Origin of the sequence: Robertmurraya sp. (assembly GCF_036676585.1) — a bacterium.
Lineage (GTDB): Bacteria > Bacillota > Bacilli > Bacillales > Cytobacillaceae > Robertmurraya_A.
Genome location: NZ_JAKFCQ010000069.1, coordinates 38209 through 60462 on the forward strand (window position 1 = coordinate 38209; position 22254 = coordinate 60462).

General features: G+C 38.1%; 21 protein-coding genes and 2 riboswitches. Of the genes, 16 read left to right on the forward strand and 5 right to left on the reverse strand.

What is annotated here, in order from left to right:
• Positions 1–179: 179 nt before the first annotated feature.
• The 5 genes from ACGLXV_RS09205 to ACGLXV_RS09225 all read left to right on the forward strand — a co-directional run bounded on the left by ACGLXV_RS09205 (position 180) and on the right by ACGLXV_RS09225 (position 7560).
• Positions 180–1190 carry a 2-oxoacid:acceptor oxidoreductase family protein gene (locus tag ACGLXV_RS09205; RefSeq protein ID WP_391558362.1) on the forward strand — a complete coding sequence of 337 codons (1011 nt, stop codon included), beginning with the start codon at positions 180–182 and terminating at the stop codon, positions 1188–1190.
• On the forward strand, positions 1190–3484 hold the full coding sequence (locus tag ACGLXV_RS09210) for a thiamine pyrophosphate-dependent enzyme (RefSeq protein ID WP_391558363.1): 2295 nt from the start codon (positions 1190–1192) through the stop codon (positions 3482–3484). The genes ACGLXV_RS09205 and ACGLXV_RS09210 overlap by 1 nt, the downstream gene beginning before the upstream one ends.
• A 336-nt stretch (positions 3485–3820) precedes the next feature.
• The gene (locus ACGLXV_RS09215; RefSeq protein WP_391558406.1) at positions 3821–5464 is read left to right on the forward strand and encodes a methyl-accepting chemotaxis protein; all 1644 of its coding nucleotides are present in this window, start codon (positions 3821–3823) and stop codon (positions 5462–5464) included.
• Positions 5465–5581: 117 nt separating this feature from the next.
• Positions 5582–7048, forward strand: coding sequence for a PAS domain-containing sensor histidine kinase (locus ACGLXV_RS09220; protein WP_391558364.1), 1467 nt, complete (start codon positions 5582–5584; stop codon positions 7046–7048).
• 14 nt (positions 7049–7062) lie between these two features.
• Positions 7063–7560 carry a methylated-DNA--[protein]-cysteine S-methyltransferase gene (locus ACGLXV_RS09225; RefSeq protein ID WP_391558365.1) on the forward strand — a complete coding sequence of 166 codons (498 nt, stop codon included), beginning with the start codon at positions 7063–7065 and terminating at the stop codon, positions 7558–7560.
• Positions 7561–7584: 24 nt separating this feature from the next.
• Here ACGLXV_RS09225 and mtnK read toward each other — a convergent pair whose 3' ends face one another.
• Together mtnK and ACGLXV_RS09235 are read right to left on the reverse strand one after the other, a co-directional pair.
• Positions 7585–8772 (reverse strand): S-methyl-5-thioribose kinase, encoded by a 1188-nt coding sequence (gene mtnK / locus ACGLXV_RS09230; protein WP_391558366.1) that lies wholly within the window; start codon positions 8770–8772, stop codon positions 7585–7587.
• Between the two features lie 72 nt (positions 8773–8844).
• Positions 8845–9004, reverse strand: a riboswitch (SAM riboswitch).
• A 68-nt stretch (positions 9005–9072) separates the two neighbouring features.
• The gene (locus ACGLXV_RS09235) at positions 9073–9849 is read right to left on the reverse strand and encodes a carbon-nitrogen family hydrolase (RefSeq protein WP_119707328.1); all 777 of its coding nucleotides are present in this window, start codon (positions 9847–9849) and stop codon (positions 9073–9075) included.
• 129 nt (positions 9850–9978) lie between these two features.
• On the opposite strand from ACGLXV_RS09235, the gene ACGLXV_RS09240 reads away from it, so the two are divergent.
• The 6 genes from ACGLXV_RS09240 to ACGLXV_RS09265 all read left to right on the forward strand — a co-directional run bounded on the left by ACGLXV_RS09240 (position 9979) and on the right by ACGLXV_RS09265 (position 14968).
• The gene (locus ACGLXV_RS09240; protein WP_391558367.1) at positions 9979–11154 is read left to right on the forward strand and encodes a pyridoxal phosphate-dependent aminotransferase; all 1176 of its coding nucleotides are present in this window, start codon (positions 9979–9981) and stop codon (positions 11152–11154) included.
• An 83-nt stretch (positions 11155–11237) separates the two neighbouring features.
• A riboswitch (SAM riboswitch) is annotated at positions 11238–11345 on the forward strand.
• A gap of 87 nt (positions 11346–11432) precedes the next feature.
• Entirely contained in the window at positions 11433–12665 is a 1233-nt protein-coding gene (locus ACGLXV_RS09245; RefSeq protein WP_391558407.1) for a 2,3-diketo-5-methylthiopentyl-1-phosphate enolase, read from the forward strand.
• The gene (locus ACGLXV_RS09250; RefSeq protein ID WP_391558368.1) at positions 12662–13324 is read left to right on the forward strand and encodes a 2-hydroxy-3-keto-5-methylthiopentenyl-1-phosphate phosphatase; all 663 of its coding nucleotides are present in this window, start codon (positions 12662–12664) and stop codon (positions 13322–13324) included. The genes ACGLXV_RS09245 and ACGLXV_RS09250 overlap by 4 nt, the downstream gene beginning before the upstream one ends.
• On the forward strand, positions 13321–13935 hold the full coding sequence (locus ACGLXV_RS09255) for a methylthioribulose 1-phosphate dehydratase (protein ID WP_119707331.1): 615 nt from the start codon (positions 13321–13323) through the stop codon (positions 13933–13935). Before ACGLXV_RS09250 ends, ACGLXV_RS09255 begins: the two co-directional genes overlap by 4 nt.
• A gap of 20 nt (positions 13936–13955) precedes the next feature.
• The gene (locus ACGLXV_RS09260; protein WP_119707332.1) at positions 13956–14489 is read left to right on the forward strand and encodes a 1,2-dihydroxy-3-keto-5-methylthiopentene dioxygenase; all 534 of its coding nucleotides are present in this window, start codon (positions 13956–13958) and stop codon (positions 14487–14489) included.
• A gap of 239 nt (positions 14490–14728) precedes the next feature.
• Complete coding sequence (locus tag ACGLXV_RS09265) at positions 14729–14968, forward strand: Spo0E family sporulation regulatory protein-aspartic acid phosphatase (RefSeq protein ID WP_391558369.1); 240 nt, start codon at positions 14729–14731, stop codon at positions 14966–14968.
• A gap of 52 nt (positions 14969–15020) precedes the next feature.
• Here the strand turns inward: ACGLXV_RS09265 and ACGLXV_RS09270 are convergent, their stop codons facing one another.
• A complete protein-coding gene (locus ACGLXV_RS09270; RefSeq protein ID WP_391558408.1) occupies positions 15021–15899 on the reverse strand; it encodes a YitT family protein in 879 nt (292 codons plus the stop codon).
• Positions 15900–16056: 157 nt separating this feature from the next.
• Positions 16057–16803 carry a ZIP family metal transporter gene (locus ACGLXV_RS09275; protein ID WP_119707334.1) on the reverse strand — a complete coding sequence of 249 codons (747 nt, stop codon included), beginning with the start codon at positions 16801–16803 and terminating at the stop codon, positions 16057–16059.
• Positions 16804–17238: 435 nt separating this feature from the next.
• Here ACGLXV_RS09275 and ACGLXV_RS09280 point away from each other — a divergent pair, with 435 nt between their 5' ends.
• The 5 genes from ACGLXV_RS09280 (at position 17239) to ACGLXV_RS09300 (ending at position 21628) form a co-directional block, all read left to right on the forward strand.
• Positions 17239–18060 (forward strand): electron transfer flavoprotein subunit beta/FixA family protein, encoded by an 822-nt coding sequence (locus ACGLXV_RS09280; RefSeq protein ID WP_119707335.1) that lies wholly within the window; start codon positions 17239–17241, stop codon positions 18058–18060.
• Positions 18061–18094: 34 nt separating this feature from the next.
• Positions 18095–19123: an electron transfer flavoprotein subunit alpha/FixB family protein gene (locus tag ACGLXV_RS09285; RefSeq protein WP_119707336.1), complete on the forward strand. Its 1029-nt coding sequence runs from the start codon at positions 18095–18097 to the stop codon at positions 19121–19123.
• A complete protein-coding gene (locus tag ACGLXV_RS09290; RefSeq protein WP_119707337.1) occupies positions 19116–20411 on the forward strand; it encodes an FAD-dependent oxidoreductase in 1296 nt (431 codons plus the stop codon). The genes ACGLXV_RS09285 and ACGLXV_RS09290 overlap by 8 nt, the downstream gene beginning before the upstream one ends.
• Positions 20411–20695 carry a ferredoxin family protein gene (locus ACGLXV_RS09295; RefSeq protein ID WP_066058155.1) on the forward strand — a complete coding sequence of 95 codons (285 nt, stop codon included), beginning with the start codon at positions 20411–20413 and terminating at the stop codon, positions 20693–20695. The genes ACGLXV_RS09290 and ACGLXV_RS09295 overlap by 1 nt, the downstream gene beginning before the upstream one ends.
• Before the next feature lie 684 nt (positions 20696–21379).
• Positions 21380–21628, forward strand: coding sequence for a hypothetical protein (locus ACGLXV_RS09300; RefSeq protein WP_119707338.1), 249 nt, complete (start codon positions 21380–21382; stop codon positions 21626–21628).
• Between the two features lie 119 nt (positions 21629–21747).
• Here ACGLXV_RS09300 and ACGLXV_RS09305 read toward each other — a convergent pair whose 3' ends face one another.
• Positions 21748–22089, reverse strand: a complete 342-nt coding sequence (locus ACGLXV_RS09305) for an SAM domain-containing protein (RefSeq protein ID WP_119707339.1) — start codon at positions 22087–22089, stop codon at positions 21748–21750.
• Between the last annotated feature and the right edge of the window lie 165 nt (positions 22090–22254).

A 22254-nucleotide genomic window follows, 5' to 3' on the forward strand; every position in this document is an offset into this window, starting at 1 on the left:
TCTGTTTTAGTACATAAATTCACCTGTTATATAACGGATTTCGCTTAGTTTTAGAGGAAAAATCATAAAAAAAGGTAGCTGTTTCATAAAAAAGATGCAATTGTTTGATATTTATCACAGCGTAAAATGGCTCATTGCCTTAAAATTTAAACAATTACGTATCGTTTTGGGAGGAGCTTATGTCAATTTTACCTGTTAAAAATGAGTTGGGTTTTTTTGAAATACGATTGGAATCTATCGGAGGATTAGGTGCGAACTTAGCCGGAAAAATGTTAGCTGAATCTGGTGTACTTGGGCACGGGTTGAATGGTTCAAACTTTTCTTCCTATGGATCAGAAAAGAAAGGCTCACCAGTCAAGAGCTTTATCCGCTTTTGCGATGCTGAAGTCGCCATTAGAGACCATAGTCCAATAGAGCAACCTCATGTAATTGGGGTTTTTCACGAGGCTTTATATAAAATGGTTGATGTCGTAAGCGGTTTAACTGGTGACGGTATTGTATTGGTTAATTCGACTAGAGATTTTGATGACGTGAAAACAGACTTGAAACTAAACTATGGTACATTGGCCATCGTTGATGCACTTGGCATTGCCGTTGAAGAAAAAACAAAAGTGAATACTGCTATGCTAGGAGCCTTATTCCGCATATGTCGTTTTTTAAACCCTGAATCCATGAGGAATGTTATTCGAAAAACATTTGAAAAGAAATATCCACACTTAGTTGAACCGAATATTCGTACATTTGATCGTGGATATAATGAAGTACAATTCAAAACTTACGAGGTACCAGAGGATGCCGAAGGACGATCCTTTACAAGACCTGTGCCGCAACTAGGATATAACACACAGGCTATTGGGGGAGTAATGATTTCTCAAGCGAATAGTATTTTGAAGGATTTAAGTGGCTCTAGACAAGGGTTTGTTCCAGAATTCCATCAAGAAAAATGTATCAATTGTGCTGCATGCGATACAGTTTGTCCTGACTACTGCTTCGTATGGGAAGAAGGCGAAGATAAACGAGGCCGAAAGCAGACGTTCCTTAAAGGAATTGACTATCAATATTGTAAAGGCTGCTTGAAGTGTGTAGAGGCATGTCCGACAGAAGCTTTAAATGACCTTCGAGAAATGATTGGTTATGCAAACGAACATTCAGTAAAACAATACTTTCCATTTGTAGGGGGTGTAAGATAATGGCAACTTTAGAAAAAGAATTACAAGCAATGGGTTTGCCTGAACAATTAGCTACATTTGAATCTGGGAATGAAATGGCCGCTATGGCAGCTGCTCAAATCAACTATCATTTAATGGGATACTTTCCTATTACCCCATCAACAGAGGTAGCACAGTATTTAGATCAGATGAAAGCTCGTGGGGAGCATAATATAAAATTGATTGCAGCAGATGGAGAGCACGGTTCTGCTGGTATTTGTTACGGAGCTGCTGTAACAGGTGCACGTGTGTTTAATGCGACAAGTGCAAATGGATTAATGTATATGCTTGAACAACTTCCGGTTCAATCTGGCACAAGATTTCCGATGGTTATGAATCTAGTTACTAGATCTATTAGTGGACCGTTAGATATAAGAGGAGATCACTCAGATTTATATTTTGCGTTAAATACGGGCTGGGTGATATTAACGGCAAGAACGCCTCAAGCAGTATATGATATGAACATAATGGCTCTAAAAATAGCTGAGCACTCAAAGGTCAGATTACCGGTTATAGTCGCTTATGATGGCTTCTTTACTTCTCATCAAAAGCGTAAGGTAAACTACTTTAAGGATCGCAAAGTGGTGCAGAATTTTGTAGGCGAATGTCCAACCGACTATCATTTTGCTCGAGACCCTAAAAAACCTGTCACTATCGGAGCACATATGAATGGTGACGATCTATTAAACAACCATTTCCAGCAATCGGAAGCAATGTATGCGGCTGGCGATGTTTTTAAAGAGGTAGCCGAGCAGTACAAAAAGATATCAGGTAGGGAATATCCCGTACTTGACTTGTACGGAATGGAGGATGCAGAAGTTGCTTTATTCTTATTAAATTCTGCGGCAGAATCTGCAAAGGATGTAGTAGACCAGCTCCGAGCTAAAGGAATAAAAGCTGGAGTAATTAGCCCAAATATTATTCGTCCATTCCCTTCTGAACAGATTCGTCAGGCACTGAAAGATGTAAAAGCACTTTTAATAGGTGAACGAGCAGATTCCTATGGAGCAAACGGACCAAACCTAACTCATGAGGTGAAATCTGCCTTGCAGGAAGATAAAGAAAATCAAACACTTGTATTAAGTCGTGTTTTCGGACTTGGAGGAAAGGATTTTTACGCGGATGATGCGGCGAAGTTCTTTGAGCTTGCCCTTGATGCAAAGGAAAAAGGGTATGTTGAGAAAGCATTTGATTACTATGGTCATGTGCCTGGTGAAGTTGAAAATGTGCTGAAACCAGTTATAGAACCTCAGTATGGAGATGCATTCAAAACGGGGTTAATTGAAGTGAAACAAGATGAAGAAACGAAAAAGCTCAAGGTGAAAATTCCGCCTTTACGAGCTTTGACGACAAAGCCAAAGAGACTAGCATCAGGACATGGTGCATGTCCTGGTTGTGGAATCTTCCCAGGACTCGAGCTATTCTTTAAAGGAATAGAAGGGGATGTGGTGGTTTTATTCCAGACAGGCTGTGCGTATGTTGTCACAACTGCGTATCCACATTCATCTCATAAGCAAACCATGATTCATAATTTATTCCAAAATGGTCCTGCAACTCTATCAGGAACACTTGAAGCATTTTTAGAGTTAAAGGAAAGAGGAGAAGTACCGGTTTCAGATGATGTCACGTATGTGATGATTACTGGTGACGGTGGGATGGACATTGGTATGGGTTCTGCAATTGGAACGGCCTTAAGAAATCATAAACTGATTATGCTTGAGTATGATAATGAAGGATATATGAATACTGGGTCACAAATGTCTTATTCTACCCCATTGGGTCATATGACGAGCACAACCAATGTAGGGAAAGCACAGCAAGGAAAGGCATTCCATCATAAAGATACAGCACAAATAATGGCTTCTACAAATATTCCGTATGTGTTTACTGGTACGGAAGCATTTCCACAAGACTTGATTAAAAAAGCGGCAAAAGCTCAGTGGTATGCCCAAAACGTGGGAACAGTTTATGGAAAGATCTTAATTACTTGCCCATTAAACTGGAAGTCTGAGGAAAGATTTGGTCAAACTATTATGGAAGCAGCTGTAAATTCATGTTTCTTTCCTCTATATGAAGTGGAACAAGGGGAAACGACCATTACGTACAATCCGGAAGATAAGAAAAAGCGTATCCCTTTGTCAGATTGGTTAGCCTACATGGGTAAAACCAAACACTTACTGAAAGAAGAAAACAAACCAATGCTTGATGATTTTGGTAAGGAAATAGAAGCGAGATGGCAACGTCTGAAGGCAAAGCACGAAAATCCATTATTATAATAGGAAGGAGCAAAGTTAACTACTTTGCTCCTTTTACTTTTAGGTTCGAAATATTTTTACAATTTGTATTTCAAATTCAAAGTTTCTTTATTATAATGAGTAAAAGTAACTATATATAGTAAAATAGACTTGTTAGATTATCTAACAAGAACAGGACAAACGGGGGAGTATAACATGTTTAGGGTAAAAAACCGACTCTTAAGTTTATTAAAGCGAAAAAGGACATCAAGTAATAATAGGAATAGATATAGTTTTCAATTTCCTTCAAGATTTCCTCTTAAAAGTAGGTGGGATTCATTAAGACTAGGGCAAAAATACGGAGCAGCTCTTGTGTTAATGCTTATTTTGTTTACTGCCTCAACAACCATATCATTTACCCTTTTAACATTAGCAAACAAACAAATGGAGAATGTAAAGGCAGCTGGTGAAAAGGCAGTCATGATCTCTGAAGCTAGTGCTATTTTTCATCAAAAGAACAGCATGATTGGTACTTACATAGTTGATACAAAATCTAGACATGTTAATCAGTTTAACGAGATATCAAAGGAATTTGATCAACTAAAAAAAGAAATTCAACCAGCTTTACAATCAGAAAAAACCCAAACAATCTTCTCAGAAATTGATAAAAATGATCAGAAAATCACCGATCTTTTTACCGATGTAATTGTTACCGAACTGCAAGCAGGGAACGAGTATAAGTACCGTCTTGGTAAGTTGCAGGTAGATAATATTGTTTATGAGACAGTCGTAAGACTTAATGATCTTTCGGAAGAATTAAAAAAGGAATCCTCCAATTCAGTTTCAACTGCAAAAGCTAGTTTAACCACTGTGTTGGTGGTGCTAGTTATTTCTATTATCGTATCTGCTGCAATAGGTATTATTACTATTCTTCTTGTATCAAGAGCAATCTCAAGTAGATTAAATCAAATAGTGGAAGTTGCAAATGAAATTTCAAATGGAAATCTAGATGTTGAATTGGTTCAGACAAGTGACAAGGATGAAATTACAGATTTAAGTAAAGCGATAGACACGATGAAAAACCAGCTACGATCCATGATTCAAGAAATTAGTGCTGTTTCTTCGGCGGTAAATGACAGGAGTGGTGAATTAACACTTGCTTCTTTGGAAGTAAAGGCAGCTAGCCAGCAGGTGGCCTCTACTATGGAGGAATTATCTGCAGGAGCCGAAGAGCAAGCACACTCTTCTTCAATGCTGGCAGAAATGATGGATGTCTACTTAACAAAGGTAGATCAGGCAACCAATAGTGGGACAGTGATAAAAGATTCCTCTAATCATGTACTAAGCTTGACCAATCAAGGTCATGATTTAATGCAGAAATCTCAGGCACAGATGAAGACGATTAATGAGATTATGAATTCTTCGGTGGAAAAGGTTCAAGGATTAAATGAGAGAACAAAGAAGATTAACTCGCTTGTCAAAGTAATACAAGATATTGCATCGCAAACCAATTTACTTGCATTAAATGCAGCCATTGAGGCGGCGAGGGCAGGCGAACATGGAAGAGGGTTTGCAGTTGTTGCAGATGAGGTTCGTAAATTAGCAGAACAAGTAACTCTTTCAGTAGGAGATATTACTAATATCGTGAATGGCATTCAAGTGGAATCAAATGACGTGGTGAACTCCTTAAAGGACGGGTATGATCAAGTGGAGAGAGGTACACAGCAAATTAATGTTACTGGTGAGACGTTTAATCGAATTTATCATTCGGTGAATGAGATGTCCACACATGTTAAAGAGATATCTACGAGCTTGGATGAAATTTCCTCACAAACGATATATATGAATAAGTCTATTGAATCAATTGTGTCTGTTTCACAAGAATCGGCAGCAGGAATTGAAGAAACAAGCGCCTCAGTACTTCAAACGAACGAGTCAATGGAAGGGATATCAGACAATATCCAATCATTATCTGAACTTGCAGACCAGTTAAATGCGATGGTTTCTAATTTTAAGATATAGAACTGAGAAAAAATGAAAAAGTTCGCTTTCATTAGAAAGCGTTCTTTTTTCCTATAGAGGAGTTTTAGGAATAGTGTAGAATTCATAATTAAGAAGTCCTTTTTAAGGAGAGATACCGTGAATACGTTCCTTTCAAGTATAGGTATGGAGAATGTGCGAATCAATCAAATGAAAAAAAATAATATAGAGATACCAATTGAAGATCTGTTTAAATCATTTTTTATAGAATCTCTTGATGCGATTATATTTTGGAATGAAAATATGAGTATCATTGACGCAAACGATGCAGCCTGTCGCTTATTTGAATGTAGCCTTGATATATTAAAGCAATATCCAATTGATGCTTTTGTGTACGAAAAGGATGAAAAATATCATACCATCATACAGGACTTAAACAGAAGGGGTTCTATTCGAGACGAATTACTATTTCATATGTACAATGGTCAAATGAAATATCTTGAGTTTTCTACCAAGCTTTTTGTCGTTGATGGATATCATATGACCATTTTTAGAAATGTGACTGAACGGTATCAAATGGAAAAAAAACTAAGAGAGAGTGAGCAAAAATTCCGAAAGATTTTTGAAGGCTCTCTTGACGGAATGTTATTATGGGATGAAAATCAAAGAATTATTGATGTGAATCCTGCCGGTGAAAAGTACTTGAAAGCAACTAAATATGAAGTTGTCGGAAAAACAATGCGTGATTTGCTGATCAATTGTCATTTCCCGGATGACGAGTTAAATGAAGTTATGAAAAATCTCATGATTGAAGGTCATGCAACAGGTACGTTAACATTAACGACAAGAAGTGGGAAGACTTTGCATTATGAGTATTCCACGAAGCAAAATGTAGTAAGCAACCTAAGTTTAACAACCTTCAGGGATGTTACGGAAAAGCTTGAAATGGAGGCAAATCTTCATAAATCTGATACCCTTAGTGTAATCGGTCAGTTGGCAGCTGGAGTTGCACATGAAATTCGTAATCCGATGACTGCATTGAAAGGGTTTATTCAGCTTTTAGAAGACTCTAGTGAAGGAAAGCATTCGATGTATTTTGATGTGATTTCAACAGAACTGAATCGTATTGACGCGATTATAAATGAATTTTTAATTTTAGCAAAACCACAAGCGATTAAATTTGTGGAGCATAGTATTACTCAGATCATGTCTGAAACGGTCAATCTATTAAGTGCACAAGCTGTTTTGTACAATGTTCAGTTCCTCCTTCATTATGATGATGATTTACCAACATTAATCTGTGAACCTAATCAGCTGAAAAAGGTCTTTATTAATATGATTAAAAATGGTATAGAAGTTATGCCGAGCGGTGGATTTATCACGATTTCAATGAATCAAACAACAGATAATCGGATACATATTTCCATAAAGGATGAAGGCTATGGCATACCGGAGGAAAAACTGAAAAAACTCGGTCAGCCGTTCTATACGACAAAGGAGAGGGGAACAGGCCTAGGTCTTATGGTTTCTTATCGGATTATAGAGGAGCACGAGGGTACGATTAAAGTTGAAAGTGAAGTTGGTAAAGGGACGGTTTTTCATGTGTATTTACCAGTCGGAAAATAAAGGTGGAGTCATGTATGAATAGATTGTATGGAACGGTTGAATCGGAGTTAGGGACGATTTATATAGTAGTAGAAAATGGACTAGTATCGGCCGTTCATATTGGAGATGAGGAATTTCAGAAGCACGAAAGAGGTCAGCAGCCGATCCTTTCATTTGAAAATGAACTGGTAAAAGAAGCTGTGCAGCAAATGGAGGACTACTTTTCAAAGAGAAGAAAGGACTTTGATTTGCCACTTCAGATGGAAGGTACTGAGTTTCAACGGTCTGTTTGGAAGGTCCTTCATTCGATTCCATTTGGGACAACATACAGCTATCAGGATGTAGCAGAAAAGATTGGAAATAGTAAAGCGGTTCGTGCGATCGGACAGGCGAATAAAGCAAATCGTCTTCCTATTATCATTCCATGCCATAGAGTTATAGGGAAAAATAAGAAGCTAACTGGGTATGCAGGAACACGTATAGATATAAAGGAAAAGCTCCTTACATTAGAAGGAGCTGGCTTTAAACAATAGTAAGATTACGAGTAGAGAATCCTTCTACTCGTATTTTTTTGTGTGTAAAAATGTAACTAACTCTTCAATGGATGTGAATTCATTACGCTTAAGAATGAATTCTCTACCTAACGCTAATGATTTTTCTTTCGCTGCAATTCGTTCCTTTTCATCCGATAGACCATCCAAGTCTGCTACATGGGCAAGACCGATTGTTCTTCTTATAAGTTCACAACCTGCAAAACCTACAGCATCCTGAAAGTATTTTTGTAGAGTAGTAGAAAGGAAACCGTCAATACGTGCAAATGGTTCTAAATTGTCATGTTCCCACAGGACTGAAAATTGATTTTGATATACATTCCAGAATGTTCTTACCTGGGAGTATATCGCATCGGATTTTTCTTCAAAGGCAATTGCTTGGAACAATAAATTGGCTATCACTTGACCGATATCAAAACCTACAGGACCAAAGTATGCAAATTCCGGGTCAATTACTTTTGTTTCTTCCTTCGAAACAAATAAGCTGCCTGTATGAAGATCACCATGTAAAAGTGCTTCAGCTTCTGTTAAGAAGCTTTTTCTCAGTAAGGCTACTTGAAGCTTTAACTCTGTATCATTCCATAGTTTTTCAACTGTTGAAGTGAGCTGTGGTTCAAAATCATTTGTCTCTGCATCAAAGTAAGGATCGGAGAAAATTAGGTCCTCAGTAATTTTACATAATTCTGGGTTAATAAATTTTCCAACAAGCTCTTTCTTTTGTCCCTTATCCAACCCAAACTCCGATGTGAAAAAGGTTGTATTGGCTAAGTATGTGCCAAGATGACTTGCAAGCAGGGGATATTCGGTTCCGTCAATTAACCCTTTTCTTGCGATAGTCAAATGAGATAAATCTTCCATAATCGTGATAGCTAACACTTCGTTCGTATAATACACTTCAGGAACAAAGTCTGGAGCATGCTTTTTAAATAGTTTTAATGCTTCTGCTTCAATAGTTGCTCTTTTTAAAGTGAGTGGCCATGACTCTCCTACTACTTTTGCATATGGAAGAGCTTGCTTTATAATGATGCCTTTTCCATCTTGATCTTTAATATGAAAAACTAAATTTAAGTTTCCATCTCCTATTTCTGTACACGACAGAGTACTATTTTCGGAGAATAAATTTCTCTCTTTTGCTAGTGAGATGGCTGTTTCTTCTGTTAATGGTTGATAAGTTTCTTTTACTACTGTTGACATAATGATTATCCTCCTATTGCATAAAAAAACCTCTTTCTACTAGAAAGAGGTTTGAGGCTTTAGTCAACAAACCTCTTATCTACCAGAAAGGAAATTTCTTTCTGTTGGAATTAGCACCGTGCCTTACGGATTTATCCGGCGCTAAAATTAATAGCGCCCCATTTCACAATGGAATTACGGTCGGTTGCTGGGCTTCATCGGGCCAAATCCCTCTGCCTACTCTTGATAAGAGATGTAATTTTCAGTTAATATTCACTGATCAGAATCATATCAGCATAGTGTTAAAGTTGTCAACAGTTTTTAATATAAGTCTGTCCGACGGTCTGAAAATATCGGAATCGTGTTGCGGACTTTCTTCACTTCTGCCAAATCAATTTGACCAGTAACAATAGATTCAAGTTCGTCTCCCTCTGCAATTACTTCTCCCCATGGATTAATAATCAATGAATGACCAGCAAATACATTGTCGGGATCTGAGCCAGAACGATTGCATGCTATAACAAAGCATTGATTTTCAATAGCTCTAGCAATTAATAAAGATCTCCAATGGTTCAAACGAGGGAGAGGCCACTCAGCAACAACCACGATGGTCTCCGCTCCTTCTGTCGTATGAGCACGAATCCATTCAGGAAAGCGAATATCATAGCATATCAATCCTGCAAATAAGTGATTGTCGAGCGCAAATATCCCTTTTGTACTTCCTGATTGAAGATGTTCATGCTCGTTCATTAGTTTAAAAAGATGCGCTTTGCTGTATGTGGAAACAAGTTCTCCTTCGTTATTTATGACAAGTAGTGTGTTATACACACCGTTGTTTTCTTGAGAAGCAACAGATCCACCAACTATATGCACACGATGTTGTTTAGCTAATTTCTGCAAAAATTCAATGCTCTTTTTTGCTTCCACGTCTGCAAGAACATCGAGGCGGGTTAAGTCATAGCCTGTCGTCCATAACTCTGGAAGAATGACTAAGTCAGGTTTTTCAGCCATTGCTGACTCTATTAATCTTTCCGCTTTTTGAAAGTTTTCTTCTACATTTCCAAAGCTTATGTCCATCTGAATACAAGAAACTCTCATAAGAAACCACCTTTTCTAAAAAAATATTAGTAAAAATACTTTACAAGTTGTCATTTACGATATACATTTGTGACTAGTTTTTCAATATAAAAATTGCCAATTACCCGAATATATAAAGTAGGTGGAAAAATGATGATATATCCTCAATCAAAATTATTAAAAAGCTTACCTAAACAATTCTTCGCTTCACTTGTTGCAAAAGTAAATAAGCAGATCAGTGATGGTCATGATGTAATAAACCTTGGTCAGGGAAACCCTGATCAACCGACAGCTTCACATATCGTAAAAGCCCTGCAAGTGGCAGCAGAGAATCCAAATAATCACAAATACTCTCCCTTCCAAGGCTTCGCATCATTAAAAGAGGCTGCTGCGACATTTTATAAAAGAGAATATAACGTAGATATCAATCCAGAGAAAGAAGTTGCCATCCTTTTCGGAGGAAAAGCTGGGCTTGTTGAAATCCCACAATGCCTATTAAACCCAGGTGAACATGTTCTCGTCCCCGATCCGGGTTATCCTGACTATTGGTCGGGAGTTGCTCTTGCACAAGCAGAAATGATTACGATGCCATTGAAGGAGGAAAATCATTTTCTTCCCGATTATACGGCTCTAACAGATAGCGAGCTTGAAAAGGCTAAGCTTATGTTCTTAAATTATCCGAATAACCCGACAGGCGCAATAGCCAATGCTAATTTTTTTGAGGATACGGTTGAACTAGCTAAAGAGCACGAGATTTGTGTTGTTCATGATTTTGCATATGGAGCGATAGGCTTTAATGGTCATAAACCGATTAGTTTCCTACAAACGGAAGGTGCAAAAGACGTGGGGATTGAAATTTATACGTTATCTAAGACGTATAATATGGCTGGTTGGAGAGTAGGCTTTGCGGTTGGAAATGAAAGTGTCATTTCAGCCCTTAATTTGTTGCAAGACCATTTATATGTAAGTCTTTTTGGAGCTGTCCAAGAAGCGGCAGTTACAGCATTAACTGAGTCTCAAAGTTGTGTTCGTGAGTTAAATGCATTGTACGAATCTAGAAGAGACGTCTTTATCGGAGGACTTCAAGAATTAGGTTGGAATGTCGTAGCTCCGGAGGGGTCATTTTTTGCATGGCTAAAGGTTCCTACCGGTTATACATCTGAACAATTTTCAGATCTATTACTAGAAAAAGCACATATTGCTGTTGCCCCTGGAGTTGGTTTTGGTACATGGGGAGAAGGCTATGTCCGAGTTGGGTTACTAACCTCGGAAGCACGTTTGCGAGAAGCGGTTGAAAGAATTTCAAAGCTCCAAATTTTTAGTTAATGTATTGACAGTCGAATTAAATTCTGGAATAATCAAAATCAATTGAAAGTATAAACAATAATTCCATAATGAAAACATTCGTTTTCTTATCAAGAGCAGGTGGAGGGACGAGCCCGACGAAGCCCGGCAACCGACTTACATGTTTTGTAAGCACGGTGCTAATTCTTGCAGCAAAGGCTGATAGATAAGGAGATGTTAGTTTACGATACTAACCTCTTCCTGATGACAAGAAGAGGTTTTTTATGTATATGCGTATAGAAGAGAAAGGACGAAAGCAAATGAGTGAGGTCATCGCAACGTACTTGGTACATGACGCCAAACACAACCCTGAGAAAAAAGCAGAGGAAATTGCGCTTGGTTTAACGGTTGGTTCATGGACTCAATTACAAAAGCTCGAGCAAGAACAATTGAAAAAATATAAAGGTAGAGTTATTTCCACAGAAAAATTACACATAGATGAACATACGAATGAAACGGTAGCGGTGTTAAAAATCGCTTATCCCTCGAATAACTTTTCGCTAGATCTTCCAGCTATTTTAACAACGGTGTTTGGAAAGTTGTCTCTTGACGGGAAGATTAAGCTATTAGATCTTGATTTTTCACAAGAGTTAAAAACGGCTTTTCCAGGTCCTAAGTTTGGTATTAATGGTCTAAGAGAGAAGCTTGGGGTATATGATCGTCCGTTATTGATGAGTATTTTTAAAGGAATTCTTGGTAGAGATCTTCCATTCCTCTTCAGCCAATTACGCGAACAGGCATTGGGTGGAGTCGATTTTGTAAAAGATGACGAAATTCTTTTTGAAAACCCATTAACTCCTTTTGAACAGAGAATTACTGGTGGAAGAGAAGTTCTGCAACAGGTTTATGAAGAAACGGGACATCGTACCTTGTATGCTGTGAACTTGACAGGGCGTACGTCTCAATTAATTGACAAAGCAAAAAGAGCAAAAGAACTTGGTGCGGACTTACTATTATTTAATGTGTTTGCGTATGGTCTTGATGTTCTTCAGGAATTACGCGAAGAAGAGGGTGTCGATCTTCCGATTATGGCACATCCAGCTGTGAGTGGAGCACTCACTTCGTCTGATGTATACGGAATTTCTCATTCCCTACTACTTGGAAAATTGTTGCGTTACGCTGGAGCCGACTTGTCTTTATTCCCATCTCCATACGGTTCGGTGGCTTTGGAAAAGAAAGCAGCATTATCGATTGCTGAAGCGTTAACAGATCAATCAGAACCTATGAATAAGAGCTTCCCAGTGCCTTCAGCTGGTATTCATCCTGGACTTGTTCCACTTTTACTACAAGATTTTGGAATAGATAGTGTCATTAATGCTGGTGGTGGCGTTCATGGGCATCCGGCTGGTGCGAAAGGTGGAGGTCTTGCTTTCCGCCAAGCTATTGATTTAAGTCAAAAAGGATTGCCATTGCGAGAAAACTCGCAGCAATATCCTGAACTAGCAACTGCGATCGAACTGTGGGGAGTTACTGAGGTGGCGAAACAATCATGAGCAAGAAAATAGCCGTATTTTGTGATTTCGATGGCACGATCACCGAGAAGGATAATATTATTGCCATTATGAAAAAATTTGCTCCTCCCGAATGGGAAGCGCTGAAAGACGACATATTATCTGAGCGTATTTCAATAAGAGAAGGAGTAGGAAAGCTTTTCTCGTTGCTTCCTTCTTCAAAAAAAGAAGAAATCATTACGTATTCATTAGAAAATGTAAAAATTCGCGAAGGATTTCCTGATTTTGTGAAGTTTTTGAAAGAGCAGGATATTCCTTTGTATATTGTTAGTGGTGGTATTGATTTCTTTGTATATCCCATTTTACAAGCTTACGGCCCTTTTTCAGGAGTGTATTGTAATGCTGCTGATTTTAATGGCGAATATATCAATATTCTTTGGCCAAATGCATGTGATGAGCATTGTCAAAATGATTGCGGCTGCTGTAAACCTAGTATTATACGTGGACTTAAAGAAGATTTCTACAAAGTCGTTATTGGTGATTCAGTAACCGATTTACAAGCAGCTAAGCAGGCTGATTTGGTCATTGCAAGAGAACTGCTATTAGAAAAATCAAAAGAGTATGGCTTGAATCATAGAGAGTTTGTTGATTTCTATGATGTGATCAAGCATATGTCACAGGTTGAGGAGTTGATTGGATGAGTCTGTTAACAGAACGTTGGGAAGAGCTTGCTGATGTGAAGGATGAGCTTGCTGTTCGAGATTGGTTTATGGGAACGAGCGGGAATTTAGCCATAAAGGTTAGCGACAATCCTATACAATTCTTAGTAACAGCAAGTGGCAAGGATAAGAGGAAGCGAACGTCAGAAGATTTTCTCCTCGTAGATGAAAATGGAAAACCAGTAAATGAGACACATTTGAAGCCATCTGCTGAAACCTTATTACATGTGGAAATCTATAAAAAAACAGCTGCTGGTTGTAGTTTACATGTTCATACGATTGATAATAATATCATATCTGAATTATATGGTGATCAAGGAGAAATCACCTTTACTGGTCAAGAGCTAATTAAAGCATTTGATTTATGGGAAGAGGATGCCGTTCTTCGAGTTCCCATTATCAGTAATCCAGCACATATTCCGACACTAGCACAGGAGTTTAGTGAGCATGTAAAAGAGGATAAAGGCGTTGTGTTAATCAGAAATCATGGGATAACCGTTTGGGGAAAAAATGCATTCGAGGCAAAAAAACTACTCGAAGCATCTGAATTTTTATTTCGCTATCATCTAAGACTTTTAGAATATAAAAAATAAAATTTAAAGGAGTAAAAAAAATGGCACATATTGTATTTCAAAGTACAAAAGAAGAAATTAGAGATCAAAAAGAAGTGGCAGCGTTTTTACAATCTCAAGAGGTAATCTATGAGCACTGGGATATTACAAAACTTCCTAGCAACCTTCAAGAGAAATATATTTTAACAGATGAAGAGAAAGCTGAAATCTTATCTGTATTCTCAACTGAAATTGCTGAAATTTCAGAGAAGCGTGGATACAAAGCACAGGATGTTATTTCTCTTGCTGAACACACTCCAAACCTTGAGCAACTATTAACGAACTTCCAACAAGAACACCACCATACAGACGATGAGGTCCGCTTTATTGTTAGTGGACACGGAGTGTTTATTATCCAAGGATTAGACGGAGAATTTTTCGAGGTGTTTCTAAACCCTGGTGATCTTATTTCAGTTCCTCCGAATGTTAGACATTATTTTACCCTTCAAGAGGATAGAAAAGTAGTTGCCATCCGTATTTTTGTAACAACTGAAGGATGGGTTCCAATCTACGAAAAGAATGAAGTAGAAGCTTAAAAATAGTTTTTAAGGCACTAGAGTCTAAACACCTAGTGTCTTTATTACTTTTGGTGGATAAAATCGATAATTGTCGAAAAATAATAGGGATTTTAGGGTGTTTTTTGTCGTATATAGAAATTTTAAGAAAACTTTGTCTTATTTTGCGATTCTATTTACTTTTATTCAAATTCTTGCAATAATTCATCAAGTGATGATTTTTATTTAGGGGATTTAAGGAGTATTAGGAGGTTAACGGGGTGCAGCAGAATAGCAGTGAAATGCTTGCCACGATTCAACAAATGAGAGAGAGAATGATTGAATCTGCACAAGCAAATGGTCTAGGTGGGGAAGAGACAATTGAGTGTAGTCAGGAGCTAGATAAGCTAATTTTTGAATATCAATGCTTATCACAAGAGAAGAAGAAAATCAAAAAAGAGATAAAGATTACCAGAAAACAAGCTATGTTTGTATGGCCTAATAACATCATATGCATTTAAATAGATTGAAAAGGAAGGAGACGATAGCGCTCCTTCCTTTTTTGTGGGTAATCTAATGTATGGCTCGTTTTTTAAATCTTCCCCCTCTAACTTCGGCAATGTCTGCAACCGCCAGAAAGGCATTACTATCTAGATCTTCTACAATGAGCTTGAGCTTTGCTTCTTCAAGTCGTGTAATGACACAGAAGATAACCTTTTTATCGTCTCTCGTATAGGCTCCTTCTCCAGTAAGGAAGGTGACACCCCGGCCGAGTCGGGCCAAAATCGCATCACCAATTTCTTTATGTTTATCGCTAATGATCCATGCAGATTTTGATTGATCTAACCCTTCAATAACGATATCAATTGTTTTAAAAGCAATAAAATAAGCTAGGATCGAATACATCGCTCGGTCCCATCCAAACACAAATCCCCCGGTACCAAAAATAAAAATATTAAAAAACATGATCACTTCTCCAACAGAAAAAGGAACCTTTTTATTGATTAATATGGCTAGGATTTCTGTACCGTCCAGTGATCCTCCATAACGGATGACGATTCCTACACCAGCTCCTAAGGCAATCCCTCCAAAAACCGTTGCTAACAGAATGTCATCAGTAAAGGCAGGAACAGGATGAAGATATACGGTTGTAATTGATAATATGGTAATAGCGAAGAGTGTAGATAGTGCGAAGGTTTTTCCAATTTGTTTATAACCGATGAAAAAGAATGGAATATTTAATATGAAGATGATTAGACCAATTTTAATAGCAGTAATATGAGACAAAATTATTGAGATGCCGACGATTCCACCATCCATAATTTGATTTGGTATAAGGAAAATCTCTAATCCTACAGCCATTAGGATAGCGCCAATAAAAATAAAAAAAGCTCTTTTAATAATACTCTTTTTCGGTAATTTTCGGTGCTGTATATGGTTCTCTAAATTCATTTGAATGGCTTCATGAATAAGTTGTTTTTCCATTAAGTCACCTCCATTTATATTGATCCTTGATATTTATTATACAATAAAACGTTTCTATGTAGGTAAATCTGGAACTTGAGCATTCAAAGGAAATAAAAAAGCGGCATGTATCACTCATGCCGAATTATTTGGAAAAGAGGTCAATTAACAATATCATAAATAGTAAACCAGAAATAAAGGAATAAGTTGATGTTCGTTCATTCCCATCCCCATGACTTTCAGGTATTAACTCTTTATATATAATGAACAGCATAGCTCCTGCTGCAAAGGCTAGACCATATGGGACGAGACTTTCAACAAACGAAGTTAAATAGAAACCTAGTAAACTTGTAACAATTTCAATTGCACCTGTTAAAGTAGCAACTATAAACGCTTTGCCTTTTTCAATTTTTTGATTCACTAAAAATAGTGCAACTAAAAAACCTTCTGGAGCGTTTTGGAGTCCGATGGCAAAAGCGATTAGATTACCTGTATTAGCTTCAGCATTTGTAGCATAACTAACTCCAACTGATAATCCTTCGGGAATATTATGGAGCGTAATCGCGGCTATAATCAACATCGCTTTTTCATCAAATTCCATTTCATATTTTTGAGTCGTATGCTGTAAATCAATATGAGGAATTCTCATCTCTAACCAAGTTAAGGTAATTACCCCTAAAAGGATACCAATCATTAGTGGTATAAACCCGCCAGTATTAAGGGCTTCAGGAATTAGGCCCATCGTGGAAGCTGCCATCATAATACCCGCCGTAAAGGCAAGTAAAATATCTCTCCAACGGTGTGTCACAGATCGATGCATAAACAAAATGATTGCTGCGCCTAATCCCGTTGACATAGCGGAGAGAACACTTCCAAGCAAAACTTCATTCATTCAGGTTCCCCCTAAAATTAAAACTTAGGTAATACACTCTATTATAAGGAAGAGCGATTGCTCACACAATTACATATATGATAATTACATGACATCTGTGATTTTTCTCATATGGAAAATGTTCAATTTCTTTTAATATAGTAACTATAATGGTAAGTACTTTATCATTCCCTTCAAAAAATAATTGTTATTCCATCATAGTCGTTAAACCCCATCATTTAAATATGTATATAGACAAAAATGAAGATTCCGTAAGCATTTCACTTCTCATACCGACATAATTTTGAAAACGCATACAAAATTATATTATTCACATAAAATATCAACTAATTTGTTTGTACTATGCTCGTAAACCGATACATATATCGTTATTACGAAGCTTTGCAAAATATATATAGGTGATTTAGCCAGTAGTTATTAAGGAGGGGGATTATTATGCACATTGTAGTATGTGTCAAGCAAGTACCTGACACAAAGATTATTAAGATTAATCCTAAGACGAATACGCTTGATCGTCGAAGTGCACCAGCTATTTTAAATCCTTACGATGCACATGCTGTCCAAGAAGCAGTTCGGATGAAGCGTTTCATCAAAGATGTATATATTTCCGTTTTATCAATGGGTCCACCACAAGCAAATGCGATTATTAAAAAAAGCGTAGAAATTGGTGCTGACGAGGGATATTTAATTTCTGACCGTGCATTTGCCGGTGCAGATACATTAGCAACCAGCTACGCATTATCGAAGGCTTTAGATAAAATCGCCAGCATCAGACCGATTGATATGATCCTTTGTGGAAAGCATGCGATTGATGGAGATACTGGGCAAGTGGGACCTGGAATTGCAAGAAGATTAGATATTCCTCCAGTTACGAACGTGATCGAAGTGACAGAGCTTAATGAAAAGAAGCAATCCGTAGTTATTAAGAGAAAGCTATCAGGTGGTTACCAGTTGCTCCAAATCCAAATCCCATGCTTATTGACTGTTGAAAAAGAAATAAATGAAATTGAATATTCCCCACTTCCTAATATGTTAAAAGCTGCAAGGTACGAGCCAGTTGTTTGGACGGTAAACGATTTAGAAGACGTGGACCGTACACAGCTAGGGCTTAAGGGATCACCTACCATCGTTGGTAAAATGTTTACTCCTCCAAAGCATGAAGGTGGGAAGCGTTTAGAGGGCTCTTCAGATGAACAAGTAAGAGAGCTGATCAAATGCTTACTTGAAGAGAAAAAAGAACTATTTTATGTGAAGTGATACACATTAATGATCGATGATGGGGGTGCTTGGAATGAGTAAAGAATACCGTGGTGTGTGGGTATTCATTGAACAAAATGAAGGTGAGATCGAAGGTGTTTCGTTAGAATTGTTAGGAGCCGGAAGAAAGTTAGCCGATAAGCTAAGTGTTTCACTCGGGGGAGTCCTGCTAGGTAAAGATGTTAAAGCTCTTTGTAATCAAGTCATTTCTTACGGGGCGGATGAAGTGTATGTGATTGATCATCCAGTATTAGATGATTACCGAACAGAATCTTATATGAAGGGCGTGGTCCTTCTCGCTGAAAAATACAGTCCTGAAATATTTTTATACGGAGCCACGCCAAATGGAAAGGACCTTGCCAGTGCAGTTGCGACCGATTTAAGTACGGGTTTGACTGCAGATACAACCATGCTTGATGTTGATCTTGAAAAAAGATTACTGGAGGCAAGTAGACCAGCCTTTGGTGGAAATATTATGGCAACGATATTATGTAAAAAGCATCGCCCTCAAATGGCAACGGTGCGACCGAAAGTAATGAAAGCTCTTGAACCAGATAAAGAGCGACAGGGAGTAATCATCGAAGAAAACATCGAATTGCATGAAGAAGATATGAGAACTAAAGTGCTCAAAGTGGTTAAGGATGTAACGAAAAGAGCCAATCTTGCGGATGCACATATCATTGTTTGCGGTGGAAAGGGTTTAGGGGATCAGCAAAATTTCTCATTAATATATGAGCTTGCGGAAGTGATTGGTGCGAGTGTAGGTGGTACGAGGGATGTGGTAGAAGCAGGATGGCTCCCACATGAGTTACAAATTGGGCAAACGGGTGAAACGGTGACACCTAAAATATATTTCGCAGTCGGTGTCTCAGGTGCTATTCAGCACGTAGTCGGTATGAAAAATTCAGATATTATAATCGCCATTAACAAGGATGCAAGTGCACCTATTTTTGATGTCGCAACCTATGGAATCGTTGGGGATGCTTTGGAAATTCTCCCGAAACTCATCCAGCAATTTAAAGAAATACGTACAGAAAAGGGTGGTGAAATCAGTTATGCCTGAAAAATTTGACGTAATCGTTGTTGGTGCTGGACCTGCAGGAACTTCATGTGCCTATACCTGTGCAAAGAGTGGCTTAAAGGTGCTCCAACTCGAGCGAGGGGAGTATCCAGGTAGTAAAAATGTAATGGGTGGCGTATTATACAGGAAACAAATGGAGGAGATTATTCCTGAGTTCTGGAAGGAAGCACCTTTAGAAAGACCTGTTATTGAACAACGCTTTTGGATGATGGATAAGGAGTCAACCGTCTCCTTTGGTTACAAAGGATTAGAGTGGGGAATGGAGCCCTATAATAATTTTACCGTATTAAGAGCTCCGTTTGATCAATGGTTTGCAGCAAAAGGGGTGGAACAAGGGGTATTACTCATCAATGAAACAGTAGCCAATGAGTGTATTGTAGAAAATGGTAAAGTGGTGGGTGTTCGAACCGATCGTCCTGATGGAGATGTGTATGCGGATGTAGTTGTATTGGCTGATGGCGTCAACTCTCTGTTAGGAAAGCAGCTTGGCTTTCATAAAGAATTTCGTCCTGATGAAGTAGCTCTAACAGTAATGGAAGTTATTAATCTATCAAAAGAGAAGATTAACGACCGCTTTAACCTTGAGGATAACCAAGGCTGTACAATAGAAATCTTTGGTGATTCAACAAAGGGGAACCTCGGTACAGCCTTTATTTATACAAATAAAGAAAGTATCAATATTGGTGTAGGTACTACCCTATCCAGCATGATAAAAGCAAAGCTCAAGCCGTATGATTTACTAGATTACCTAAAAAATCATTCTATGGTAAAGCCACTCCTAGCTGGTGGGGAGTCTGCTGAGTATTTGGCACATTTAATTCCTGAGGGGGGATACCACTCTGTACCGAAGGTGGCCGGCAATGGTGTAGTAGTAGTGGGAGATGCGGCTCAACTGGTAAATGCCATCCATCGAGAGGGCTCTAATATGGCCATGTCATCAGGGAAAATGGCAGCTGAAGCCATTATTCGGGCGAAGGAAAGAAATGATTTTAGTGAGGCAAGTTTAAATAGTTATCGTGAAGCTTTATACAATAGCTTTATTATGAAGGATCTAGAAAAATATAAAGACGCTGCCCATACATTTGAGCATCATCCTCAGTATTTCAGAGAGTATATTCCAATGATGAACCAGGCAATGAGCAAGTTCTTTACGGTCGACGGAACACCAAAGCGTGAAAAGCAAAAACAAATCATGAGAAGTGTAACTGGGACAAAAGGAACGTTTAAAGTCATTCAAGATGTCTATCGTGCTTGGAAGGCGGTGAAATAATGTCAACGAAAACAATCGAGGAAAAACAGTACTTACTGCGTTTTAAGTGTGACACGAAATCCCATCTAACAGTGCTTGACCACGATGTTTGTATGACAAAATGCCCCGATAAAATCTGTACCGTATTCTGCCCAGCGGAAGTATACAAGTGGGAAGGCACAAGAATGCAGGTGGGGTACGAGGGTTGCCACGAGTGTGGAAGCTGCCGGATTGGCTGTCCATACCAAAATATTAAATGGGAATATCCGAAAGGCGGCCATGGAATTGTGTTTCGATTAGCGTAATGGTGAATAAATAGTTGAGCAAAGACACCTTCATTGGCTATGATGGGTGTCTTTGTTTGTTACGTCTGAATCAAACTCCTATTCAGAGAATGAAGGTAGTTGGGTTTATATGTCCGAATGAACACCGTATTCGGACAAGGACCGAAAGGTTTTTGGGATGAAGAGTCCAAATGAGCCCGGTATTCGGACAGGGCTGTAAGGTTTTAGGATCAAGAGTCCGAATGAACACCGTATTTGGACAAGCGCAGAAGGATTTTTAGGATGAAGAGTCCGAATGAGCCCGGTATTTGGACAGGGCTGTAAGGTTTTAGGATCAAGAGTCCGAATGAACACCGTATTCGGACAAGGGCAGAAGGGTTTTCATGATCAAGAGTCCGAATGAGCGCCGTATTCGGACAAGGACAGAACGGTTTTTGGGATGAAGAGTCCGAATGAGCCCCACATTTGGACGAAATCCCATGTTATCCATGTCCAAACCCCTACCGCCATTACTCAACTTTAATCATTTTTCTCACTCTTACCTGAAACACTAGTGTTTTGATAAAAAACTAGAATTTACTAAGTAGATTTATTATTATATGTATAAAATGTGAATTATTAAAAGATTCCGATAATATAGTTGAAAACGAACGAGCGTTCCGTTACTATTAATATAGGTACTATTAATAGATTGGAGGAGACAGTATGGATCGAACATCGTATTTAGCTGGGATACTCTACTATTTGACAAGTGATGTACAAGTTCAGGAGGCAGCCATTGATATATTAAATGGAGAATTAACAGTGAAAGAGGCGGGGGCTCGTCCTACTTTGCGGCCCTTTGTTTTGCAGGCGAAAAAGCGGCTAAAGGAACTTGAAAAGAACACAACCGATAAGCAACATTTAGAAATTGTTCAGTTTGTTGAAAATTACTTATATATTTATCAATCATAGATTTACTTCAACATCTTCGATAGACCTCTATGAATTCCATCCTATTTTGCGTTATGTATAAATTTTCACATAGTAGCTTAAAAAGGAAAAGCCAAAAGTAATGAATGATTATAATCTTTTTAGCTTATTCTTACTCTAACCGTGTATTTCATCATCTCGTCGTTAAGTCCACTAATCATTAGATCCTTAGCTGTATTGCAAGCCTGTTCAAAGCAAGAATAACTTTCCGTACAATAATGTGGTTGGCTTAACTCAAAGTTCCCATGAATGTCTGCTAGGTAGACAAGAACATTCCAAACATAAAAATCTTCTGTTCCCTCTTTTGGATGACCGTCTAATGCGACTAGCCAGTGTACGGAAGTCTCAGACATGAATCGACTTCCTTTTAGCATGGACTGGTCATTCTCTCCAATTCGAATAAATGCGGTTGGGTAAAATTCTTGTAGATTACATTGATACATTTTAACCCCTCCTAACTTCTCGTGTTTACAAAAGAAACTTCGTATATTTTTATTATATGAGCTTTTATAAAAAATTACCTACTAAATTGTTAAAATTTTTAGAATTTTAAAAGCGTTTACATTCTTCTTTCTTTGTGATATGCATCACAACAGAAAAGCTCTTAC

Excerpts from the sequence above, each read along its gene's own strand:
- ACGLXV_RS09205 (WP_391558362.1), top strand. The coding sequence starts at position 180 with ATGTCAATTTTACCTGTTAAAAATGAGTTGGGTTTTTTTGAAATACGA.
- ACGLXV_RS09210 (WP_391558363.1), top strand. The coding sequence starts at position 1,190 with ATGGCAACTTTAGAAAAAGAATTACAAGCAATGGGTTTGCCTGAACAA.
- ACGLXV_RS09215 (WP_391558406.1), top strand. The coding sequence starts at position 3,821 with ATGCTTATTTTGTTTACTGCCTCAACAACCATATCATTTACCCTTTTA.
- ACGLXV_RS09225 (WP_391558365.1), top strand. The coding sequence starts at position 7,063 with ATGAATAGATTGTATGGAACGGTTGAATCGGAGTTAGGGACGATTTAT.
- mtnK (WP_391558366.1), bottom strand. The coding sequence starts at position 8,772 with ATGTCAACAGTAGTAAAAGAAACTTATCAACCATTAACAGAAGAAACA.
- ACGLXV_RS09235 (WP_119707328.1), bottom strand. The coding sequence starts at position 9,849 with ATGAGAGTTTCTTGTATTCAGATGGACATAAGCTTTGGAAATGTAGAA.
- ACGLXV_RS09240 (WP_391558367.1), top strand. The coding sequence starts at position 9,979 with ATGATGATATATCCTCAATCAAAATTATTAAAAAGCTTACCTAAACAA.
- ACGLXV_RS09245 (WP_391558407.1), top strand. The coding sequence starts at position 11,433 with ATGAGTGAGGTCATCGCAACGTACTTGGTACATGACGCCAAACACAAC.
- ACGLXV_RS09250 (WP_391558368.1), top strand. The coding sequence starts at position 12,662 with ATGAGCAAGAAAATAGCCGTATTTTGTGATTTCGATGGCACGATCACC.
- ACGLXV_RS09255 (WP_119707331.1), top strand. The coding sequence starts at position 13,321 with ATGAGTCTGTTAACAGAACGTTGGGAAGAGCTTGCTGATGTGAAGGAT.
- ACGLXV_RS09260 (WP_119707332.1), top strand. The coding sequence starts at position 13,956 with ATGGCACATATTGTATTTCAAAGTACAAAAGAAGAAATTAGAGATCAA.
- ACGLXV_RS09270 (WP_391558408.1), bottom strand. The coding sequence starts at position 15,899 with ATGAATTTAGAGAACCATATACAGCACCGAAAATTACCGAAAAAGAGT.
- ACGLXV_RS09275 (WP_119707334.1), bottom strand. The coding sequence starts at position 16,803 with ATGAATGAAGTTTTGCTTGGAAGTGTTCTCTCCGCTATGTCAACGGGA.
- ACGLXV_RS09280 (WP_119707335.1), top strand. The coding sequence starts at position 17,239 with ATGCACATTGTAGTATGTGTCAAGCAAGTACCTGACACAAAGATTATT.
- ACGLXV_RS09285 (WP_119707336.1), top strand. The coding sequence starts at position 18,095 with ATGAGTAAAGAATACCGTGGTGTGTGGGTATTCATTGAACAAAATGAA.
- ACGLXV_RS09290 (WP_119707337.1), top strand. The coding sequence starts at position 19,116 with ATGCCTGAAAAATTTGACGTAATCGTTGTTGGTGCTGGACCTGCAGGA.
- ACGLXV_RS09295 (WP_066058155.1), top strand. The coding sequence starts at position 20,411 with ATGTCAACGAAAACAATCGAGGAAAAACAGTACTTACTGCGTTTTAAG.
- ACGLXV_RS09300 (WP_119707338.1), top strand. The coding sequence starts at position 21,380 with ATGGATCGAACATCGTATTTAGCTGGGATACTCTACTATTTGACAAGT.
- ACGLXV_RS09305 (WP_119707339.1), bottom strand. The coding sequence starts at position 22,089 with ATGTATCAATGTAATCTACAAGAATTTTACCCAACCGCATTTATTCGA.